Origin of the sequence: Mycobacterium sp. E735 (assembly GCF_001666955.1) — a bacterium.
GTDB lineage: Bacteria > Actinomycetota > Actinomycetes > Mycobacteriales > Mycobacteriaceae > Mycobacterium.
This window is the reverse complement of sequence record NZ_LZIX01000236.1, coordinates 1-16,197: the sequence shown is the minus strand read 5'-3', so window position 1 is coordinate 16,197 and position 16,197 is coordinate 1. Positions and strand designations below refer to the sequence as shown.

Below are 16,197 nucleotides of genomic sequence, written 5' to 3'. Positions count from 1 at the left end.
ACCGCAGGGCGAAATGTTCGATAGCTCTGCATATTTCAGCTGACACGCTTCTAACGCTTCAACTCTCAGCCGCCCGCGGGGGGTTGAGCGATGACCGTCGGCCTGAAGCCGTATCGGGGCGCGACAAACTGGCCCGCGGCATTGCGGCCCGTCCCACCGAACGGCGTCATCGGCACCCCACCGACCGCATTCGTGGCGGGCTCGACCGCCCCCGCCGAATGGAATCCGTTGACCGCCAGGGTGACCGGCGAAGCGGCCGGGGCCGCGCTCGCCCAACCGGCCGGCACGGACAAACCACCGATTGACGCAGCCTTACCCACGGCACCGCCTATCGACCCGATCGAGCCCAGGCCTGCGCCGCCCGAAACCGCTGCGGGCAGAGCCGCTTCCGCGGCCTTAGCGGCGCCCTCGGTGGCGGACTTCGCGGCGGGCATCATGCCCTGAGCGATGCTCTGTATGTCCTTGAACGAGGTCGTGAATAGCCGTGTCGGTGAGATCAATCGGATGAACGCGTCGAAGGGCGTGCTGGCATCCAAGGTCTGCGACCCGGTCAGCCCCTCCAACAAATCGCCCAGCGGGCCGCCGATGACGAGCCCATCGCCTTCGGGGTTCAGACTGATTCCGCCCAGGGAGAACGTGGGGTTGGCAGCCGCAGGGTTGTTCGGCAACCCGGCCAGTGACGACAGCGTTTGCGGCACCGCGTCCAGTCTCTGCGTACCGCTGTTCGCGGCCGCTCGGGTCACCGCCGCGGCCTGACCCGCGACCCCGGCCGAATTGGTGGTGGGTGCCGCCGGCTCCAATGGCGGCAAGGTCGCCGCCGCAGCCGACGTGCCGGCGTAGCCGTACATTGCGGCTGCATCCTGAGCCCACATCTCGCCGTATTGGAACTCGGTGGCCGCGATCGCGGCGGTGTTCTGACCGAGGACGTTCGTCGCCAGCAGCTCCATCAAGAGGGCCCGATTCGCGGCGATCACCGGCGGCGGCACCGTTTCGGCGAACGCCGCCTCGTAGGCGCCCGCTGCCGCCATCGCTTGAGCGGCGGCCTCTTCCGCATGCCCGGCCGTGCCGCGGAGCCACGCCACTTGGGTCGCGGCGGTCGCCAGCATGGCGGACGCGGCCGGGCCCTGCCACGGCCCGTCGCCTAGACCCGCGATCACCGAGCCATAGGCGGACGCCGCGGCATGCAACTCGGCTGCCAGCCCGTCCCACGCCGCCGCGGCACTCAGCAGCGGCCCCGAGCCGGGTCCCGAATACATCAGCGCGGAGTTGACCTCCGGCGGTAGCTGCGCGAAATCCAGCATTGCCCTTCCGCCTAACCGACCGCGGCAGTGTTGACGATCTCCGTGGCGGCATAGGAACCGGCGCTGATACCGAGCGTCGTCGCCAGCTGCTCGCGAACCGCCGCGGCCTCGCCACTGACCGCCTGGAAGAGCCTCGCGTGCCACGAGAACTGCGCCGCGGTCAATATGGAAACCACATCCGCGGCGGCCGGAACCACCCCGGTCGTCGGCGCGGCCATGGCCGAATTGCCCTCCCACACCGCCGCATTGATGCCATGCAGCTCTCCGGCCGCCGCCTCGATCGTTTCCGGCTGCGCCATCACGAACGGCATATCCCCTCCTCAAATCACCTTGTAATCAATAACTTTCAGCACCAGCTGTCGGGTACCGAATCAGACGCCTGGACACGTTAGGGGAGGCATGCCCAGGAAGGACAGCCTTGGGACTGCCAATTCATGACCGGGTCGGTAACTGTTCACTTAGCTGACCGGAAGTGCTGGAACATTTGGATTCTGCATGAAAGTTATTGCAAACCAATATGTTTAGAGTCATATATGTGCTTATATGTGGTTGCTGGATTGGCAGTCAACGTTTGCCTGCGGGATGCAGAGGACGGCCGAACGCCGCCGTGCGACGGGCGCATGCGGCCTGGGCGTGCCACAATGCCGGCGACATTACCGATTTGGCACCAATACCAATGGTGCACAGCGACATTCGCGCATAAGAACCGCCCGAATCGCCTGGTACCGGGCAACCCGTAGCCTCTGCTTGCGTCAACGGCTAGGGTGCCAGGCATGCCGGTCGCAAGGAATGCCCCGAGATTTGCCCGCAAGTGGATCACCCTGGTCGTCGCCGGGTTAGCTACCGCCACGGTGTCGGCCTGCGATTCCCCACCGTCGGCGCCCGCGCCCGGCGTGAATCCTCGTCAGGTCACCGTCTTGGGGTCGGGGCAGGTCCAGGGCGTTCCGGACACCCTGACCGCAGACGTCGGTATCGAATTCACCGCGCCCGACGTGACCTCGGCGATGAACCAGACCAACGACCGCCAGCAAGCGGTCATCAATGCGCTGGCCGGCGCGGGCGTCGACCGCAAGGACATCAGCACCACCGAGGTCACGCTGCAGCCACAGTTCAGCAATCCGGGGCCCAACGGGACCGCCACCATCACCGGGTACCGCGCCACCAATGCCATCACGGTCAGGATCCACCCGCCCGACTCCGCGTCGCGGATGCTGGCCCTCATCGTCGGCACGGGTGGCGACGCCACCCGAATCAAGTCGGTGAGCTACTCCATCACCGACGATTCGCAGTTGGTCAAGGATGCCCGCGCGCGAGCGTTCAACGACGCCAAGAACCGCGCCGAGCAGTACGCACAGCTGTCCGGACTCCGGCTGGGCCGAGTGCTGTCCATCTCGGAGGCGACCGAACCCACGACGGGTGGACCGCCCGCGCCGCCGAGGGCCATGCCCAGCGCGGTCCCGCTGGAACCCGGCCAGCAGACCGTGAGCTTCTCGGTGACCGCGGTGTGGGAGCTGGACTGATCCGATGGCGGCGACCCGCTTCACCCGGCTCCGCCGCGCTCACGATCGCCGCTAGCCCGATGGCGGCGACCCGCTTCACCCGGCTCCGCCGCGCTCACGATCGCCGCTAGCCCGATGGCGGGCTACTGCTGGTAGACCCTCGGATCCAGGGTGCCGATGTACGACAGGTCGCGATAGCGCTCGTCGTAGTCCAGGCCGTAGCCCACGACGAAGTCGTTGGGGATGTCGAAGCCCACATAGGCGATCTCGACGTTGGCGCCCTTCGCGTCGGGCTTGCGCAACAGCGTGCACACGCGCAGCGACCGCGGATGGCGGCTGGTGAGGTTGCGCAGCAGCCAGGACAGGGTCAGGCCCGAGTCGACGACGTCCTCCACGATCAGCACGTCGCGGCCCTGGATGTCGCGGTCCAGGTCCTTGAGGATCCGCACCACACCGGACGACGACGTCGAGGACCCGTAGGAGCTGACGGCCATGAACTCGAACTGGGTGGGCACCGGAATCGCCCGCGCCAAGTCGGTGACGAAGATCACAGCGCCCTTGAGAACGGTGATCAGCAGCAGATCCTGGCCGGTCTCGGCCATGACGTCGCGGTAGTGCCCGCCGATCTCCTCGCCGAGTTCGCCGATTCGCGCCTGGATTTGCTCGGCGGTGAGCAGGACCGACTTGATGTCCCCCGGGTACAGCTCCACGGGCTGCGCGGGGGTGATCGCCGAGGAGATCTGGGCCACGCCCACAGAGTGCCACGCCAACGGCCGAATAACCAACGGCGACCCCGGTATTGCGGTTACCGGACGGGTTCGCGCCACAGGGTCAGGACCCCGTCGCGCCGCCCCGCGATCAAACGCTCGTCACGCAACGCGGACCCGACAGCCACCCCGCCCTGCCCGCGCCAGGCGGTGACGAGGGCGTCGACACCGCGGATCTGCTTGTCCGTCAGGCCGGTTGCCCCTCCCGCCAGAAGCCAGCCGCGGATCACCCGGCGCCGCACCGCGGCGGGAAGCGCGGCCAGGGCCTGCGCCTGCAGCCCAGCCTCGGCCTTCACCTCGGGCAGCGCCCGGGCAGCGAGGGAGTCAATCAGCTCGGTGTCCTCGCGCAGCGCCGTCGCCGTGCGGGCCAGCGCCTCGGCCACCCCGCCGCCCAGTACGTCCTCCAGCAGCGGCAGCACCTCGAGGCGCAGCCGGGTCCGCGTGAAGCGGCGGTCGGAGTTGTGCGGATCCTGCCACGGCGTCACACCCAGCTCGAGGCACGCTGCGTGGGTCACGGCGCGCCGAACACCCAACAACGGCCGGCCCCACGGCGGGTCGTACGGCCGCATCCCGGCGATCGACCGCACACCCGACCCGCGACCCAACCCCAGCAGCACGGTCTCCGCCTGGTCATCGAGCGTGTGTCCCAGCAGCACCGGCCCGTCGTGGTACGCGCTCAGCGCGGCATAGCGGGCCGCGCGGGCCGCGGCTTCGGGGCCACCTTCGTTCCCCACACGCACGCGAACCACTTGCGCCGCAACGCATCCCAAACCGACGGCTTGCGCCCGGGCGGTTTCGGCGACGCCGGCCGAGTCCGGCTGCAGGCCGTGATCGACGATCACCGCGGTGGTGGGCCGCAACTGGGCCGCCACCGCGGTCAGCGCGAGCGAATCGGGGCCGCCGGACAGCGCCACACACCACTGCTCGACGGTGGCGACGTGAGCCTTGACGAACGCCTCGACAGCCGCACGCAGCTGCCCTACAGCACCCTGTCGATCCATCGCTGGGGGTCCTCGATCTCGGCGGGCAGGGGCAGCGTCTCGGGTCCGGTCCAAATGACGTTGAACCGCTCCATACCGACCTTGCCCACCACGTGGTCGACGAACGCCTTGCCGCGGGTGTACTGGCTGAGCTTGGCGTCGAGACCCAGCAAAGCGCGGAGCAGGCGCTGCAGCGGCGGTTGCTTGCGGTTGCGGCGTTCGTCGAACCGGCGGCGGATGGTGGTGACCGACGGCACCACCATTGGCCCGACGGCGTCCATCACATGGTCGGCGTGGCCCTCCAGCAGCGTGCCGAGAACCAGCAGCCGGTCGAGGGCCTGCCGCTGCGGCTCGGACTGCACGGCGCGCACCAGGCCGACGATTCCCGACGGGCTGTCCGGCGCCCCGTTGCCGCGGTTGCGCACGTAATCCGCGAGCCGGCTCGCTACCTGCCCGACGTCTTCACCAACGTCCCGGGTCAACAGCGCCAGCGCCTGCGACATGTGCTCGGAGAGCCACGGGTTGGCGGTGAACTGCACCCGGTGCGTCACCTCGTGCAGGCAGACCCACAGCCGGAAGTCGGAGGGCTCGACCCGCAGTTGCCGCTCGACGGCAATCACGTTCGGATACACCAGCAGCAGGCAGCCCTGCTTCGCGGCCGCGAACGGGTCGTACTGGCCGAGGATCCCGGACGACACGAACGCCAGCACGGCGCCGGTCTGCGCGCCGGTGACGCGGCCGGTGAAGAAGCCCCGCGGCTTCTCGGCGCCGTTCATCATCACCCGCATCGACTCCGCGGCCGCGCCGATCCATTGCGGGCGGTCGACGATGCGGGCGGCAGGCACGGCGCCCTGGGTGACCAACCCGGTGACCTCGCGCACCGGCGGTTCGGCCTTTGCGGCCGAGTTGGTCAGCTCGTCGATCACCTGCCGCCGGGTGTAGTCGCTGGACGGCGGCCCCGGCCGGGCCAGCCGCTGGCCGACGGTGGCCGCGAAGCCCCAGTCCACCGCGGTGCCGAGCGTCAGCTCCGAGGGCGGGCTCATGAGCACCCGCAGGACCACAGCTTGGTGGCCAGGGCGTCCATCGCGTTGCGGCCGTTGGGTCCGGCGGCGTTGGAGATGAAGGCGAACGTGAGCACCCGTCCGCTGCGGTCGGTGAGCACGCCGGCCAGGGCGTTGACGGCGGTCAGCGATCCGGTCTTGGCGCGCAACCAGCCGGCCGGCCCCTGATTGGAGCCCGCATCGGTGAAACGGTCGCCCAGCGTTCCGCTGCCCGCGGCGATCGGAAGGAGGTCCAGCAGCGCCCGCAGCGCCGGCTGGTCGGGTCCTGCGGCCGCCTGCAGCACGCCGTCGAGTGTCTTGGCGGTCAACCGGTCGTCGACGGAAAGCCCGCTGGAATCCATCAGCGTGATGCCGCCGGTGTCGACGTGCGCGGTGCTCAACCGGTTGGACACGGCATCGGCGGCGCCGGCGAAGCTGCGCGGCCGGTTGATCGCTGCCGCCACCTCGCGGGCGATGCATTCGGCCATCACGTTGTCGGAGTGGTCCATCATCTCCGACAGCCGCTGGACCAACGGCGCCGACTGCACGACGGCCAGCTGCCGCGCGCCGGACGGGGCCGTCGCGACCGTCACCGCCGCGGGGTCCAGGCCAAGGGCCTTGGCCAGCTCCCGCCCGGCGTCCAGCGCCGGGGTGCGGGAGCGCCGGGAGTTGACGGTGGTCGGTTGGATGCGCCCGGCGTCGATCATCACCGACTCGATCGGCGCGATGTCGCCGTTGTCGACGTCGGCCGCGTCCCATCCCTGCGCCATCGTCGGCCCGCTGAACGCCGAGGTGTCCACCTGCACCGCGGTTGGCGTCACGCCGCTGCGGCGGATCTGCTCGACGAGGTCGCTGATCCGGGCCGATCCGCGGTACCAGGTGTCGACGCCGGGCGGCGCGGCCGACAGCGCCGGGTCACCGGCACCGACCAGCACGACGGGGCCCTGGGCGTTCTGGCTGCCGGCCACCACCCGCGTGCTGATCCGAGCCTGATGGTCCAGCGTGAGCAGGGCCGCGGCCGCCGTCAGCACCTTGTTCGTCGACGCCGGCACCAGCGGCATGTCGTTGGCGACCTGCCAGAGCTCTTTTCCGGTCAGGGCGTCGGTGACCCGGGCGCCCAACCTGCCGAGGTTGGGATCGGCGGCCACGGCCCCCAGCACGGCCGCCACCCCGGCGGGGCTCGGTGTCTCGGCGGTGTCGCTGACCGGGACCATTCCCGGCTTGACGGTCGGCGCGTGTGGGGGCGGCATCGGGGCGTGCGAATTGTTGCCGCCGTGCCCCGCCGAGGTGAAAAACGTTGCCGCCGCGACCACCGCGGCGACAAACGCCAGCACGGCCAACCCGACGAACACATGGGTGGATTTTTGCCAGCGAGTGGGACCCATCGCTCTCCTGACTGTCTCCCGCCCATTCTGCCGAATCCGCCGCACAGGCCTCGACTAGGGTGATCCCCGACGCAAACGGACCACCGCGAAACGCCCAGATCTAAGGAGCGCCCAGTGCAATTCGACGTGACCATCGAGATTCCGAAGGGCCAGCGCAACAAGTACGAGATCGACCACGAGACCGGACGTGTGCGTTTGGACCGCTATCTCCACACCCCGATGGCCTATCCCGCTGATTACGGGTTCATCGAGGACACCCTCGGCGAGGACGGGGATCCGCTGGACGCGCTGGTGCTGCTGCCCCAGCCGGTGTTCCCGGGTGTGCTGATCGAGGTGCGGCCGGTGGCGATGTTCCGCATGGTCGACGAGAAAGGCGGCGACGACAAGGTGCTGTGCGTGCCGGCCGGCGACCACCGGTGGGATCACGTACAGGACATCGGCGACGTCCCGCAGTACGAGTTGGACGACATCAAGCACTTCTTCGAGCACTACAAGGACAACGAGCCGGGCAAGTTCGTCAAGGCCGCCGACTGGGTCGGCCGCGCGGACGCCGAGGCCGAGGTGCAGCGCTCGGTGGAGCGGTTCAAGTCGAACGGGCACTGACGCCTTACGGCGTGCGGTGACGCTCACGGCGTAACCGCACACCGATTTCCGGTGGCATCCTGGCGATGTGACCCCGGTGTTGCATTTCGCGGCCAACTTCTGGTGGCTGGTCTTCCCGCTGGGCGGCGCAATCGGTGGAGGCCTTCGGGCCGTCGCCGCCGCGAACGAGCGGCGGGCCGAGCGACGGCTCGAACGGTATCGGCTCAAGCAGCAAGCCAAGATCGCGGTGGCCGAGGCCTCCGGGCGGGCGCGGACGAACCGGGACAGCGACCGACGAGAGATCGCCAAACTCGTTGAGGCGCATGATCGGACCGACGCGCGGTGGCTCGACTACGAGGTCGATATCGCGCGGTTGCTGGACTTCCCGATGATGACCGATATGCGGGCTCCCCTGACCGTCGCGTTTCACAAGGCGAAGCGGCATGCGGACCTACTGCGGCCGGAACCGCCCGAAGGTCTGCTTGGCGACCGCGACGCGTTGGCCGAATACCGCGACGCCGTCCACGAGTACATCAGTGCGTTCGAGATCGCCGAGGCGGAGGCGATTCGCCGGCGCCGCAGCGACTTCTCGGCGGACGAGCAACAACGGATGGCGCGGGCCCAGAGCCTGCTGCACCTCGCGCAGGACGACGCCGCCACCCGCGAGGAGCGACAGCATGCCTACGTGCGGGCGAGCAAGGAACTGGACGGCCTGATCGCGCTGCCCGCCCCCGCGAGGGTCAGCATCGAACGGCGCATCGCGGGCCAGATCGAGGCCTAGGCCGCCGGCGACGCGGCCGCCCTGGCCTGGCGCCGATTGCGCAACACGCTCCAGCCGAGCGCGGCCCCGATGAACACCACGCCCACGGAAGCGGTGAGGGCGTCGGGAACCTCGAAGTGCGGGTTGATCGACAGCAGCATGATCACCGCCAGCACGCCGATCGCCCAGTGCGCGCCGTGTTCCAGGTAGACGTAGCGGTCCAGCGCTTCCTGCTTGACCAGGAAAATGGTGATGGACCGGACGAACATCGACCCGATCAGCCCGAGGCCCAGCGCGATGACGACGGGGTCCGAGGTGATCGCGAAGGCGCCGGTGACCCCGTCGAACGAGAACGCGGCGTCGAGCACCTCGAGATAGAGAAACATGGTCAGGCCGGCCTTGCCGGCCGCTTTTCCCGCCGAGGCCGCCTCGATGTCCGGCGGCCGAAACGCCCGGCTCAGACCGTTGACGACCAGGTACGTCACCAGCCCGAGCAACCCGGCCGTCAGCACCGTCGCCCGCTCCGCACCGGAATGCGCCAATCCCGTTCCCACCAGGACCAGCGCGACAGCGGCCACCGCCACCGGCACCTGGCCCAGCCGCCCGATGCGGGCGAACGGGATCTCGATCCACTTGAGCCACTTGATGTCTCGGTCGTGGAAGACGAAATCCAGGAACAGCATCAGCAGGAAGGTCCCGCCGAACGCCGCGATCTGCGGATGCGCGGCGGCGATCAGCTTTTCGTAGCTCGGTGAGCCGTCGGGGAATTCCAGCGCGCCGTGCGGCGGCGGATGCAGCGCCAACTCCATCGCACGAACCGGATCGAGGCCCGCGGTCGCCCACACGATCAACAGCGGGAAGAGCAGCCGCATCCCGAACACCGCGATCAGAATCCCGACGGTCAGGAACATCTGCCGCCAGAACGGGCTCATCTGCTTGAGGATCGCGGCGTTGATGATGGCGTTGTCGAACGACAGCGAGATCTCGAGGGTGGCGAGCACCAGCAGCAGGAAGAGGTCCTTCAGGCCGCCGTGGGCATATCCGACCGCGAGGGCCGCCACGGTGACCAACAGCGAGATCCCGAAGATGCGCAAGGCGGCCAAGGTCCTTTCCGACAGCCGCCCACGATAGCGAACAGCGGTCGCCGCCGCAGACCCGTGTCCACGGGACTTACTATTTTCAGATTGTGGCGATGCCCGAAGTCGGCGGTACCCCAGCGTCCACCGGCGCCGGTCCGATCACGCGCGGCAGCGTGGCCCGGGTCGCCACCGCGACGGCGCTGACCGCCCTGTGCGGGTACGCGGTCATCTACCTCGCCGCCCGCGACCTGGCGCCGGGCGGCTTCTCGGTGTTCGGGGTGTTTTGGGGGGCCTTCGGTCTGGTCACCGGCGCCGCGAACGGTCTGCTCCAAGAGACCACCCGGGAGGTCCGCTCGACCCGGCACCTCCCGGATGTCCTGCGCGTTGCCGACGAACCGCGGACCCACCCGCTGCGGGTCGCCATGCTGGTCGGGGTGGGCGCGGCCGTGGTGATCGCCGGCACCTCGCCGCTGTGGAGCGGGCGGGTCTTCGTCGAGGAACGCTGGCTGTCGGTCGGGCTGCTCAGCGTCGGGCTGGCCGGGTTCTGCGTGCACGCCACCCTGCTGGGCATGCTGGCCGGCACCGATCGATGGACCGGCTACGGAGCCCTGATGGTCACCGACGCCGTCATCCGGGTCGCCGTCGCCGCCGCGACCGTCCTGCTCGGCTGGCGCCTGGTCGGCTTCCTGTGGGCCACGGTCGCGGGCGCGGTCGCGTGGCTGATCATGCTGGTCGCGTCGCCCTCGGCCCGGGCGGCCTCCCGGTTGTTGACACCCGGCGGGGCCCAGACCTTCCTCCGCGGGGCCGCCCATTCGATCACCGCCGCGGGCGCCAGCGCGATCCTGGTGATGGGGTTTCCGGTGTTGTTGAAGCTGACCAGCAACGAGCTCGGCGCCGAGGGCGGGGTGATCATCCTCGCCGTGACGCTGACGCGGGCGCCGCTGCTGGTGCCGCTGACGGCCATGCAGGGCAACCTGATCGCGCATTTCGTCGACGCGCGCAGCGACCGCATCCGCGCCCTGATCGCCCCGGCCGGCATCATCGGGGGCATCGGCGCGGTCGGGGTGCTGGCCGCCGGGGTGGTGGGCCCCTGGCTGCTGCGGGTCGCGTTCGGGCCGCAGTACCACGCCGGCGGGGCGCTCCTGGCCTGGCTGACGGCGGCCGCGGTGGCGATCGCGATGCTGACGCTCACCGGTGCGGGCGCCGTCGCGGCCGCGCTGCACCGGGCATACGCGCTGGGCTGGGTGGGCGCGACGGTCGCGTCGGGCCTGTTGCTGCTCCTGCCGCTGGCGCTGCAGACGCGCACCGTGGTCGGCCTGTTGTGCGGCCCACTGGTCGGAATCGGCGTTCATCTGGTGGCGCTGGCGCGCGCCGACCGCTTAGCCGGCTGATCCTGGCTAACCTGGTGGGCTAGATGGTTACTGAAGCCAAATACTCGGGCGCCTGGATCGTCATCCCGGCCTTCAACGAAGCCGCCGTCATCGGCGAGGTGGTCGCCGATGTGCGTTCCGTCTTCGACAACGTCGTGTGCGTGGACGACGGCAGCACCGACGACACGGGCGACATCGCCAGGCGCGCCGGTGCTCACCTGGTGCGCCACCCGATCAACCTGGGGCAGGGCGCGGCCATCCAGACCGGCGTCGAGTACGCGCGCAAACAGCCTGGGGCGCAGGTTTTCGCCACGTTCGACGGTGACGGGCAACACCGGGTCAAGGATCTGGCCGCGATGGTCGACCGGCTCTGCGCGGAGGACGTCGACGTCGTCATCGGGACGCGGTTCGGCGCCCGTGTCGGCGCCCGGCCGCCGTTCCTGAAGCGGCTGGTGCTGCAGACCGCCGCGCGGCTGAGCCGGCGCGGTCGCCGACTTGGCCTGACCGACACCAACAATGGGCTGCGCGTCTTCAACAAGAAGGTCGCCGACGGGCTCGACATCACCATGAGCGGGATGAGCCACGCCAACGAGTTCATCATGCTGATCGCCGAAAACCATTGGCGCGTGGTCGAACAACCGGTAGAGGTGCTCTACACCGATTACTCGAAGTCGAAGGGCCAGCCGCTCCTCAACGGGGTGAACATCATCTTCGACGGGTTCCTGCGAGGGAGGACTTCACGATGAACTGGATCCAGGTGCTGCTGATCGGGACGATCATCGCGCTGCTGGTCTACCTGCTACGGTCCCGCAGGAACGCGCGGTCCCGGGCCTGGGTCAAGGTCGGCTACGTCGTCTTCGTGCTGGCCGGCGTCTATGCCGTGCTGCGGCCCGACGACACCACGGTCGTCGCGAACTGGTTCGGGGTGCGCCGCGGCACGGACCTGATGCTCTACGCGCTCGTCATGGCGTTCTGCTTCACCACGCTCAGCACCTACATGCGGTTCAAGGACCTCGAGCTGCGCTACGCGCGCCTCGCCCGGGCGGTCGCGCTCGAGGGCGCCGAGGAGCCCGACGCTCCTCAATCCGCGTCGAACGTCTAGCCCCCAGGCCCGCGTGCACTCGAGCCGCGAACGCACACCCGAGCTGTACCCACGCTCGGCGCAACGTCAAAGAGCGCGCGTCTTGCGGAAGTACTCGACCGTGCGGCGCACGCCGTCGTCGAGCCCCACCCGCGGCCGCCACCCCAAAACCCGCTCGGCCAAACCGATGTCGAGGCACGACCGCCTCAGGTCGCCCAGCCGCGGCGGGTGAAACTCCGGGTCGTCGGGCGCGCCGACGGCGGCGGCCACCGCCGAGTGCAGTTGCCGGTCCGAGGTTTCCACGCCGGTGCCCACGTTGAAGCGCTGACCGCCGCCCGCCTCGCCGGCGGCCTTGACGAAGGCGTCGACCACGTCGTCGACGAACACATAGTCGCGGGTGTTGCCGCCGTCGCCGAACACCTTGGTGGGCTTGCCCGACAGCAGCCCCTGGGCGAATATCGCCACCACGCCCGCCTCCCCGTGCGGGTCCTGGCGGGGGCCGTAGACGTTGGCCGGCGCGATGTGCGAGCAGTCCAAGCCGTAGAGGTGGCGGAAGGTGTTCAGGTAGATCTCGCCGGCCACCTTGCCCGCGGCGTACGGCGAGGCAGGGTCGGGCTGCACCGATTCGGGGGTCGGATACACCGGCGGCGTGCCGTAGATGGACCCGCCCGACGAGGTGTGCACGACCTTGCGCACCCCCGTCTGCCGCGCCGCCTCGGCCAGGCGCACCGTCCCGACGACGTTGACCGAAGCGTCGAACTGTGGGTCGGCGACCGAGTGCCGCACGTCGATCTGGGCAGCGAGGTGGAACACCACCTCGGGCCGGTGCTCGTCGAGGATCGCCCGCAGATCGGCGGTGACGATGTCGGCCTCGACGAAGACGTGCGACGGGTTGTCGGCCAGGTGCTCGAGGTTGGTCGCACGGCCGGTGGCGAAGTTGTCCAGCCCCACGACCGCGTGGCCGTCGGCCAGGAGGCGGTCGACTAGCGTCGACCCGATGAATCCGGCTGCTCCGGTGACCAGTGCGCGCACCGGCCCACCATACATAGCGGCCGTGGCCATCGCGCTGATCGCCGCTGCGCTGGGCATACGCGCGGCGCTGGCGTTCGGGGGCTACTTCTACTGGGACGACCTGATCCTCATCGGCAAGGCCGGCACCCACAACCTGCTGTCGCCGGCATACCTGTTCGACGACCACGACGGCCACGTCATGCCCGGCGCCTTCCTGGTCGGCGGCGCGATCATCCGGCTGGCCCCCCTGAACTGGACGGGGCCGGCGATCAGCCTGCTGGTGCTGCAGCTGCTGGCCTCGCTGGCGCTGCTGCGGGCCCTGCACGTCATCCTGGGCTGGCGGCCGGTGCTGCTGATCCCGCTGACGTTCGCGCTGTTCACCCCGCTGGCGGTGCCGGGGTTCGCCTGGTGGGCGGCGGCGCTGAACTCGCTGCCGATGCTGGCCGCGCTGGCCTGGGTGTGCGGCGACGCCGTGCTGCTGGTCCGCACCGGCAACGGGCGCTACGCGGTGACCGGGACGCTGGTGTACTTCGGCGGGCTGCTGTTCTTCGAGAAGGCCGCGGTGATCCCGTTCGTCGCGTTCGCGGTGACCGCGCTGCTGCGCCACGTGCAGGGGGATCGGGCGGCGCTGCTCACGGTGTGGCGGGCCGGGCTGCGGTTGTGGATCCCGACGCTGTCTTTGACCGCGGGCTGGATCGCGCTGTACCTGGCTGTGGTGAACCAGCGGCGCTGGAGTTCGGACCTGGCGATGACCTCCGAGCTGCTGGCGCGATCGATCACCCACGGCATCGTGCCGGGGCTGGCCGGCGGGCCCTGGCATTGGGACCGCTGGGCACCCGCCTCGCCGTGGGCGACGCCCCCGCCGTTGGTGATGGCGCTCGGCTGGCTGGTGCTGGCGGGCACCCTCGCGGTGTCATTGCTGCGCAAGCAGCGCATCGGGCCGGTGTGGGTGACCGCCGCCGGCTACGCGGTCGCCTGCCAGGTGCCGATCTACCTGATGCGCTCGTCGAAGCAGACCGCACTCGAACTCGCCCAAACCCTGCGGTATTTCCCGGATCTCGTGTTTGTGCTCGCGCTGCTGGCCGCCGTCGCGTTGTGCGCGCCGAACCGGCCCGCCGCGCCGCGCTGGCTCGATGCCTCGCCCAGGCGCGCGGCGGTGACGCTGGGCCTGGCGGTGTTGTTCGTGGCCAGCAGCCTGTATTCGACGGCGACGTTTTTGACCAGCTGGCGCGACAACCCGGCCCAGCCCTATCTGCGGAACGCTCGGGCCGACCTGGCCGCGGCACACGCCGCCTCGACCGCCCCGCTGCTCGACCAGGAGGTCGATCCGCTGGTGCTGCAGCGGGTGGCGGCACCGGAGAACCTGGCCAGCCACCTGTTCGCCCTGCTCCGGGATAGGCCCGAATTCGCTTCGGCGACAACGCAATTGCGGATGCTGGACAGCTCGGGCCGACTGGTCAAGGCGCGGGTGACCTGGGTGCGGACGATCGTTCCGGGACCCATGCCGCAGTGCGGGTATTTCGCGCAGCCGGACAAGCCCGCGCGCCTGGTTCTCGACGGACCGCTGTTGCCGGCCGACTGGAGCGTCGAGCTCAACTACCTGGCCAACAGCGAGGGAACCATGACGCTGGCGCTGACGCAGGGACCGGAAGCCAAGGTGCCCGTGCACCCGGGCCTCAACCGCGTCTTCGCCCGCCTGCCGGGCGCCGGGGATGCGATCACCGTGCGCGCCAACACCACCGCGCTGGCGTTGTGCGTCGCGTCGGGCCCGGTGGGTTTCCTCGCGCCGGCCTAACGCGCGTCACGTCTGAGCTCAGCGAACGTCTGAGCGCGTCCGGTCACGGCTTTCACGGAGGCGACGGCGCCATCGGCGACGCGGGCGATCCCGGCGGCGTGCAACGAGGCCGGCTTTCCGACGAATGGTTCGGAGCCGGCACCCAGGCCACCCCGGTAGGCGCCGTGGATCGTGACATGGAACGGAACGTCGTCGCCCGCGGAGAACAAGTCGTTGACCACGACGCCGCGCGGATCGAGCACCGCTTGGTGGGTGGCGCCGATGCGTTCGTCGTCGATCTCGTGGACGTCGGCGTCGGCGAGATCTCCCCTTTCCAGCCACGCGCGCACGATTGCTTCGGCGTCGGGGTCGGCGGGCACCGCCTCGGTCGACATCCATGGATCGATGTGCGGCGGGATCAGCGGATGCGTTTGGCCGCCGGCGATTTGGGCCCGCATCGCGAAGTAGTCCTGCTCAACGTAGTTTTCCGTCAAACGAGTGCCGTTCCACTTGTACAGTCCGACGCCGCGCCAGCAGGTGAGAGCGCGCTTCTGTCCCGCCGGCATGGCCGCGTGCTCACTGAAGTGCATGCACAGGCGATCGCCGTTGAGCACGAACTCGTGCACGACGATGCCCAGACCCGGTGCGGCGTCGAAGATTTGGCGAACGGCGTCGGCATAGGTGGTCGACCGGACGAGCGCCAGGCCGTTGATGTGCACGACGTAGTCGGGCTCCATGATCTCCGCGCAGACCGATTGGTCGTGCGAGTTCGTATAGTCGATGCAGTAGCGGCGCATCAGCGCGACGAAGGGATGCACCTCACTCGTCCGGGCCGAGAAGCTGTGATACACAAAGAGATTCGGGGACGCGCTCGATGCCGATGGCCCGGTCGATGGCTTCGTGCAGATAATAGATCCGCCGCTCGTGGTAGCCGAGCCGCAGCGACTCGAGGGCTCCTGCGTTCAGCGACCGCTGGGCGCCGGGCAGGACGCCGAGGTCCTCGAAGAGCACCTGGGACAAGACCGCGATGAAGGCGTCGTGGGTCTCCCGGTTGCCCTCCGCAGCGAGCGACGAACACCAGTGGACGCGGTACGTCGACGTGGCCGGGCCGGTCGGCGAGGAGCTGAGCGACTTCGCCGAGCTCGACGGGCGGCTGCACCTGGTGGATCGCACGGTGCGCGACGTCCCGGTCAACTGGAAGCTGCCCGTCGACGCCAATCTCGAGACCTACCATGTCAACTACGTGCACCGCGCCACGGCCGCGCGCGCACTTCAGCAGTCGGCGACCGGCATACAGCTGCTGCGCAACGGCCATTCCCGGATGCTCGTCTCGTATCGCGACGGCATCGACGGCGAATCGCTCTCACCGTTCCCGTGCGTATTTCCCGGCCTCGGTGATCTGCCATTCCAGGGCACGTTCTCCTACCACGTCTTCCCGAACCTGAGCATCGTGTTCAACGGCGCCGGGTTCGTCTTCTTGATCACGAATTGGCCGACCGGCCCGGCCACGTCGACGTACCGCGTCCACTGGTGTTCGTCGCTCGCTGCGGAGGGCAACCGGGAGACCC

Annotated in this window: 18 protein-coding genes; 8 read left to right on the top strand and 10 right to left on the bottom strand. The window is 69.4% G+C overall.

Going from position 1 to position 16,197, the window contains the following annotated elements; all coding sequences use genetic code 11:
• Nucleotides 1–65: 65 nt before the first annotated feature.
• Both A5704_RS19115 and A5704_RS19110 read right to left on the bottom strand, forming a co-directional pair.
• Nucleotides 66–1,301 (bottom strand): PPE family protein, encoded by a 1,236-nt coding sequence (locus tag A5704_RS19115; protein WP_067890508.1) that lies wholly within the window; start codon nucleotides 1,299–1,301, stop codon nucleotides 66–68.
• Nucleotides 1,302–1,312: 11 nt separating this feature from the next.
• Nucleotides 1,313–1,612 carry a PE family protein gene (locus tag A5704_RS19110; protein ID WP_067890505.1) on the bottom strand — a complete coding sequence of 100 codons (300 nt, stop codon included), beginning with the start codon at nucleotides 1,610–1,612 and terminating at the stop codon, nucleotides 1,313–1,315.
• Between the two features lie 462 nt (nucleotides 1,613–2,074).
• Between A5704_RS19110 and A5704_RS19105 the strand changes: the two genes are divergently transcribed.
• A complete protein-coding gene (locus A5704_RS19105) occupies nucleotides 2,075–2,821 on the top strand; it encodes an SIMPL domain-containing protein (protein WP_067758763.1) in 747 nt (248 codons plus the stop codon).
• A 122-nt stretch (nucleotides 2,822–2,943) separates the two neighbouring features.
• On the opposite strand, the gene hpt is transcribed toward A5704_RS19105, so the two are convergent.
• From hpt to dacB, 4 genes are read right to left on the bottom strand one after another with little or no spacing between them, the layout of a single operon-like run.
• Nucleotides 2,944–3,555 (bottom strand): hypoxanthine phosphoribosyltransferase, encoded by a 612-nt coding sequence (hpt, locus tag A5704_RS19100; protein ID WP_067758765.1) that lies wholly within the window; start codon nucleotides 3,553–3,555, stop codon nucleotides 2,944–2,946.
• 50 nt (nucleotides 3,556–3,605) lie between these two features.
• Nucleotides 3,606–4,568, bottom strand: coding sequence for a tRNA lysidine(34) synthetase TilS (gene tilS, locus A5704_RS19095; protein ID WP_067781692.1), 963 nt, complete (start codon nucleotides 4,566–4,568; stop codon nucleotides 3,606–3,608).
• On the bottom strand, nucleotides 4,547–5,590 hold the full coding sequence (locus A5704_RS19090; RefSeq protein ID WP_067890523.1) for a zinc-dependent metalloprotease: 1,044 nt from the start codon (nucleotides 5,588–5,590) through the stop codon (nucleotides 4,547–4,549). Before A5704_RS19090 ends, tilS begins: the two co-directional genes overlap by 22 nt.
• The gene (gene dacB / locus A5704_RS19085; protein ID WP_156670204.1) at nucleotides 5,587–6,972 is read right to left on the bottom strand and encodes a D-alanyl-D-alanine carboxypeptidase/D-alanyl-D-alanine-endopeptidase; all 1,386 of its coding nucleotides are present in this window, start codon (nucleotides 6,970–6,972) and stop codon (nucleotides 5,587–5,589) included. The genes A5704_RS19090 and dacB overlap by 4 nt, the downstream gene beginning before the upstream one ends.
• Before the next feature lie 114 nt (nucleotides 6,973–7,086).
• On the opposite strand from dacB, the gene A5704_RS19080 reads away from it, so the two are divergent.
• Nucleotides 7,087–7,575: an inorganic diphosphatase gene (locus A5704_RS19080; RefSeq protein ID WP_067758773.1), complete on the top strand. Its 489-nt coding sequence runs from the start codon at nucleotides 7,087–7,089 to the stop codon at nucleotides 7,573–7,575.
• A gap of 67 nt (nucleotides 7,576–7,642) precedes the next feature.
• On the top strand, nucleotides 7,643–8,335 hold the full coding sequence (locus tag A5704_RS19075; RefSeq protein WP_067890502.1) for a hypothetical protein: 693 nt from the start codon (nucleotides 7,643–7,645) through the stop codon (nucleotides 8,333–8,335).
• Here the strand turns inward: A5704_RS19075 and A5704_RS19070 are convergent.
• Nucleotides 8,332–9,417: a DUF475 domain-containing protein gene (locus A5704_RS19070; protein WP_067758783.1), complete on the bottom strand. Its 1,086-nt coding sequence runs from the start codon at nucleotides 9,415–9,417 to the stop codon at nucleotides 8,332–8,334. The genes A5704_RS19075 and A5704_RS19070 overlap by 4 nt on opposite strands.
• A gap of 89 nt (nucleotides 9,418–9,506) precedes the next feature.
• Here A5704_RS19070 and A5704_RS19065 point away from each other — a divergent pair, with 89 nt between their 5' ends.
• Genes A5704_RS19065 through A5704_RS19055 form a run of 3 tightly spaced genes read left to right on the top strand, consistent with a single transcriptional unit; the run spans nucleotide 9,507 to nucleotide 11,865 of the window.
• Nucleotides 9,507–10,784 (top strand): hypothetical protein, encoded by a 1,278-nt coding sequence (locus A5704_RS19065; protein WP_067890499.1) that lies wholly within the window; start codon nucleotides 9,507–9,509, stop codon nucleotides 10,782–10,784.
• Between the two features lie 23 nt (nucleotides 10,785–10,807).
• Nucleotides 10,808–11,509, top strand: coding sequence for a glycosyltransferase family 2 protein (locus A5704_RS19060; protein ID WP_067780387.1), 702 nt, complete (start codon nucleotides 10,808–10,810; stop codon nucleotides 11,507–11,509).
• Nucleotides 11,506–11,865 carry a DUF2304 domain-containing protein gene (locus A5704_RS19055; RefSeq protein WP_067758790.1) on the top strand — a complete coding sequence of 120 codons (360 nt, stop codon included), beginning with the start codon at nucleotides 11,506–11,508 and terminating at the stop codon, nucleotides 11,863–11,865. The genes A5704_RS19060 and A5704_RS19055 overlap by 4 nt, the downstream gene beginning before the upstream one ends.
• A gap of 66 nt (nucleotides 11,866–11,931) precedes the next feature.
• On the opposite strand, the gene A5704_RS19050 is transcribed toward A5704_RS19055, so the two are convergent.
• Entirely contained in the window at nucleotides 11,932–12,876 is a 945-nt protein-coding gene (locus A5704_RS19050) for an NAD-dependent epimerase/dehydratase family protein (RefSeq protein ID WP_156670205.1), read from the bottom strand.
• On the opposite strand from A5704_RS19050, the gene A5704_RS19045 reads away from it, so the two are divergent.
• Nucleotides 12,842–14,650 (top strand): hypothetical protein, encoded by a 1,809-nt coding sequence (locus A5704_RS19045; protein ID WP_197508508.1) that lies wholly within the window; start codon nucleotides 12,842–12,844, stop codon nucleotides 14,648–14,650. The genes A5704_RS19050 and A5704_RS19045 overlap by 35 nt on opposite strands.
• Here A5704_RS19045 and A5704_RS19040 read toward each other — a convergent pair.
• Together A5704_RS19040 and A5704_RS19035 are read right to left on the bottom strand one after the other, a co-directional pair.
• Nucleotides 14,647–15,447: a hypothetical protein gene (locus A5704_RS19040; RefSeq protein ID WP_067890496.1), complete on the bottom strand. Its 801-nt coding sequence runs from the start codon at nucleotides 15,445–15,447 to the stop codon at nucleotides 14,647–14,649. The two genes, A5704_RS19045 and A5704_RS19040, sit on opposite strands and share 4 nt — an antisense overlap.
• Before the next feature lies 1 nt (nucleotide 15,448).
• Nucleotides 15,449–15,649 (bottom strand): hypothetical protein, encoded by a 201-nt coding sequence (locus A5704_RS19035; protein ID WP_156737707.1) that lies wholly within the window; start codon nucleotides 15,647–15,649, stop codon nucleotides 15,449–15,451.
• Between the two features lie 7 nt (nucleotides 15,650–15,656).
• Between A5704_RS19035 and A5704_RS28455 the strand changes: the two genes are divergently transcribed.
• On the top strand, nucleotides 15,657–16,197 hold a 541-nt coding region (locus A5704_RS28455), incomplete at its 3' end, for an SRPBCC family protein (RefSeq protein ID WP_255396414.1).

Excerpts from the sequence above, each read along its gene's own strand:
- A5704_RS19115 (WP_067890508.1), bottom strand. The coding sequence starts at position 1,301 with ATGCTGGATTTCGCGCAGCTACCGCCGGAGGTCAACTCCGCGCTGATG.
- A5704_RS19110 (WP_067890505.1), bottom strand. The coding sequence starts at position 1,612 with ATGCCGTTCGTGATGGCGCAGCCGGAAACGATCGAGGCGGCGGCCGGA.
- A5704_RS19105 (WP_067758763.1), top strand. The coding sequence starts at position 2,075 with ATGCCGGTCGCAAGGAATGCCCCGAGATTTGCCCGCAAGTGGATCACC.
- tilS (WP_067781692.1), bottom strand. The coding sequence starts at position 4,568 with ATGGATCGACAGGGTGCTGTAGGGCAGCTGCGTGCGGCTGTCGAGGCG.
- A5704_RS19090 (WP_067890523.1), bottom strand. The coding sequence starts at position 5,590 with ATGAGCCCGCCCTCGGAGCTGACGCTCGGCACCGCGGTGGACTGGGGC.
- dacB (WP_156670204.1), bottom strand. The coding sequence starts at position 6,972 with ATGGGTCCCACTCGCTGGCAAAAATCCACCCATGTGTTCGTCGGGTTG.
- A5704_RS19065 (WP_067890499.1), top strand. The coding sequence starts at position 9,507 with ATGCCCGAAGTCGGCGGTACCCCAGCGTCCACCGGCGCCGGTCCGATC.
- A5704_RS19060 (WP_067780387.1), top strand. The coding sequence starts at position 10,808 with ATGGTTACTGAAGCCAAATACTCGGGCGCCTGGATCGTCATCCCGGCC.
- A5704_RS19055 (WP_067758790.1), top strand. The coding sequence starts at position 11,506 with ATGAACTGGATCCAGGTGCTGCTGATCGGGACGATCATCGCGCTGCTG.
- A5704_RS19045 (WP_197508508.1), top strand. The coding sequence starts at position 12,842 with ATGAATCCGGCTGCTCCGGTGACCAGTGCGCGCACCGGCCCACCATAC.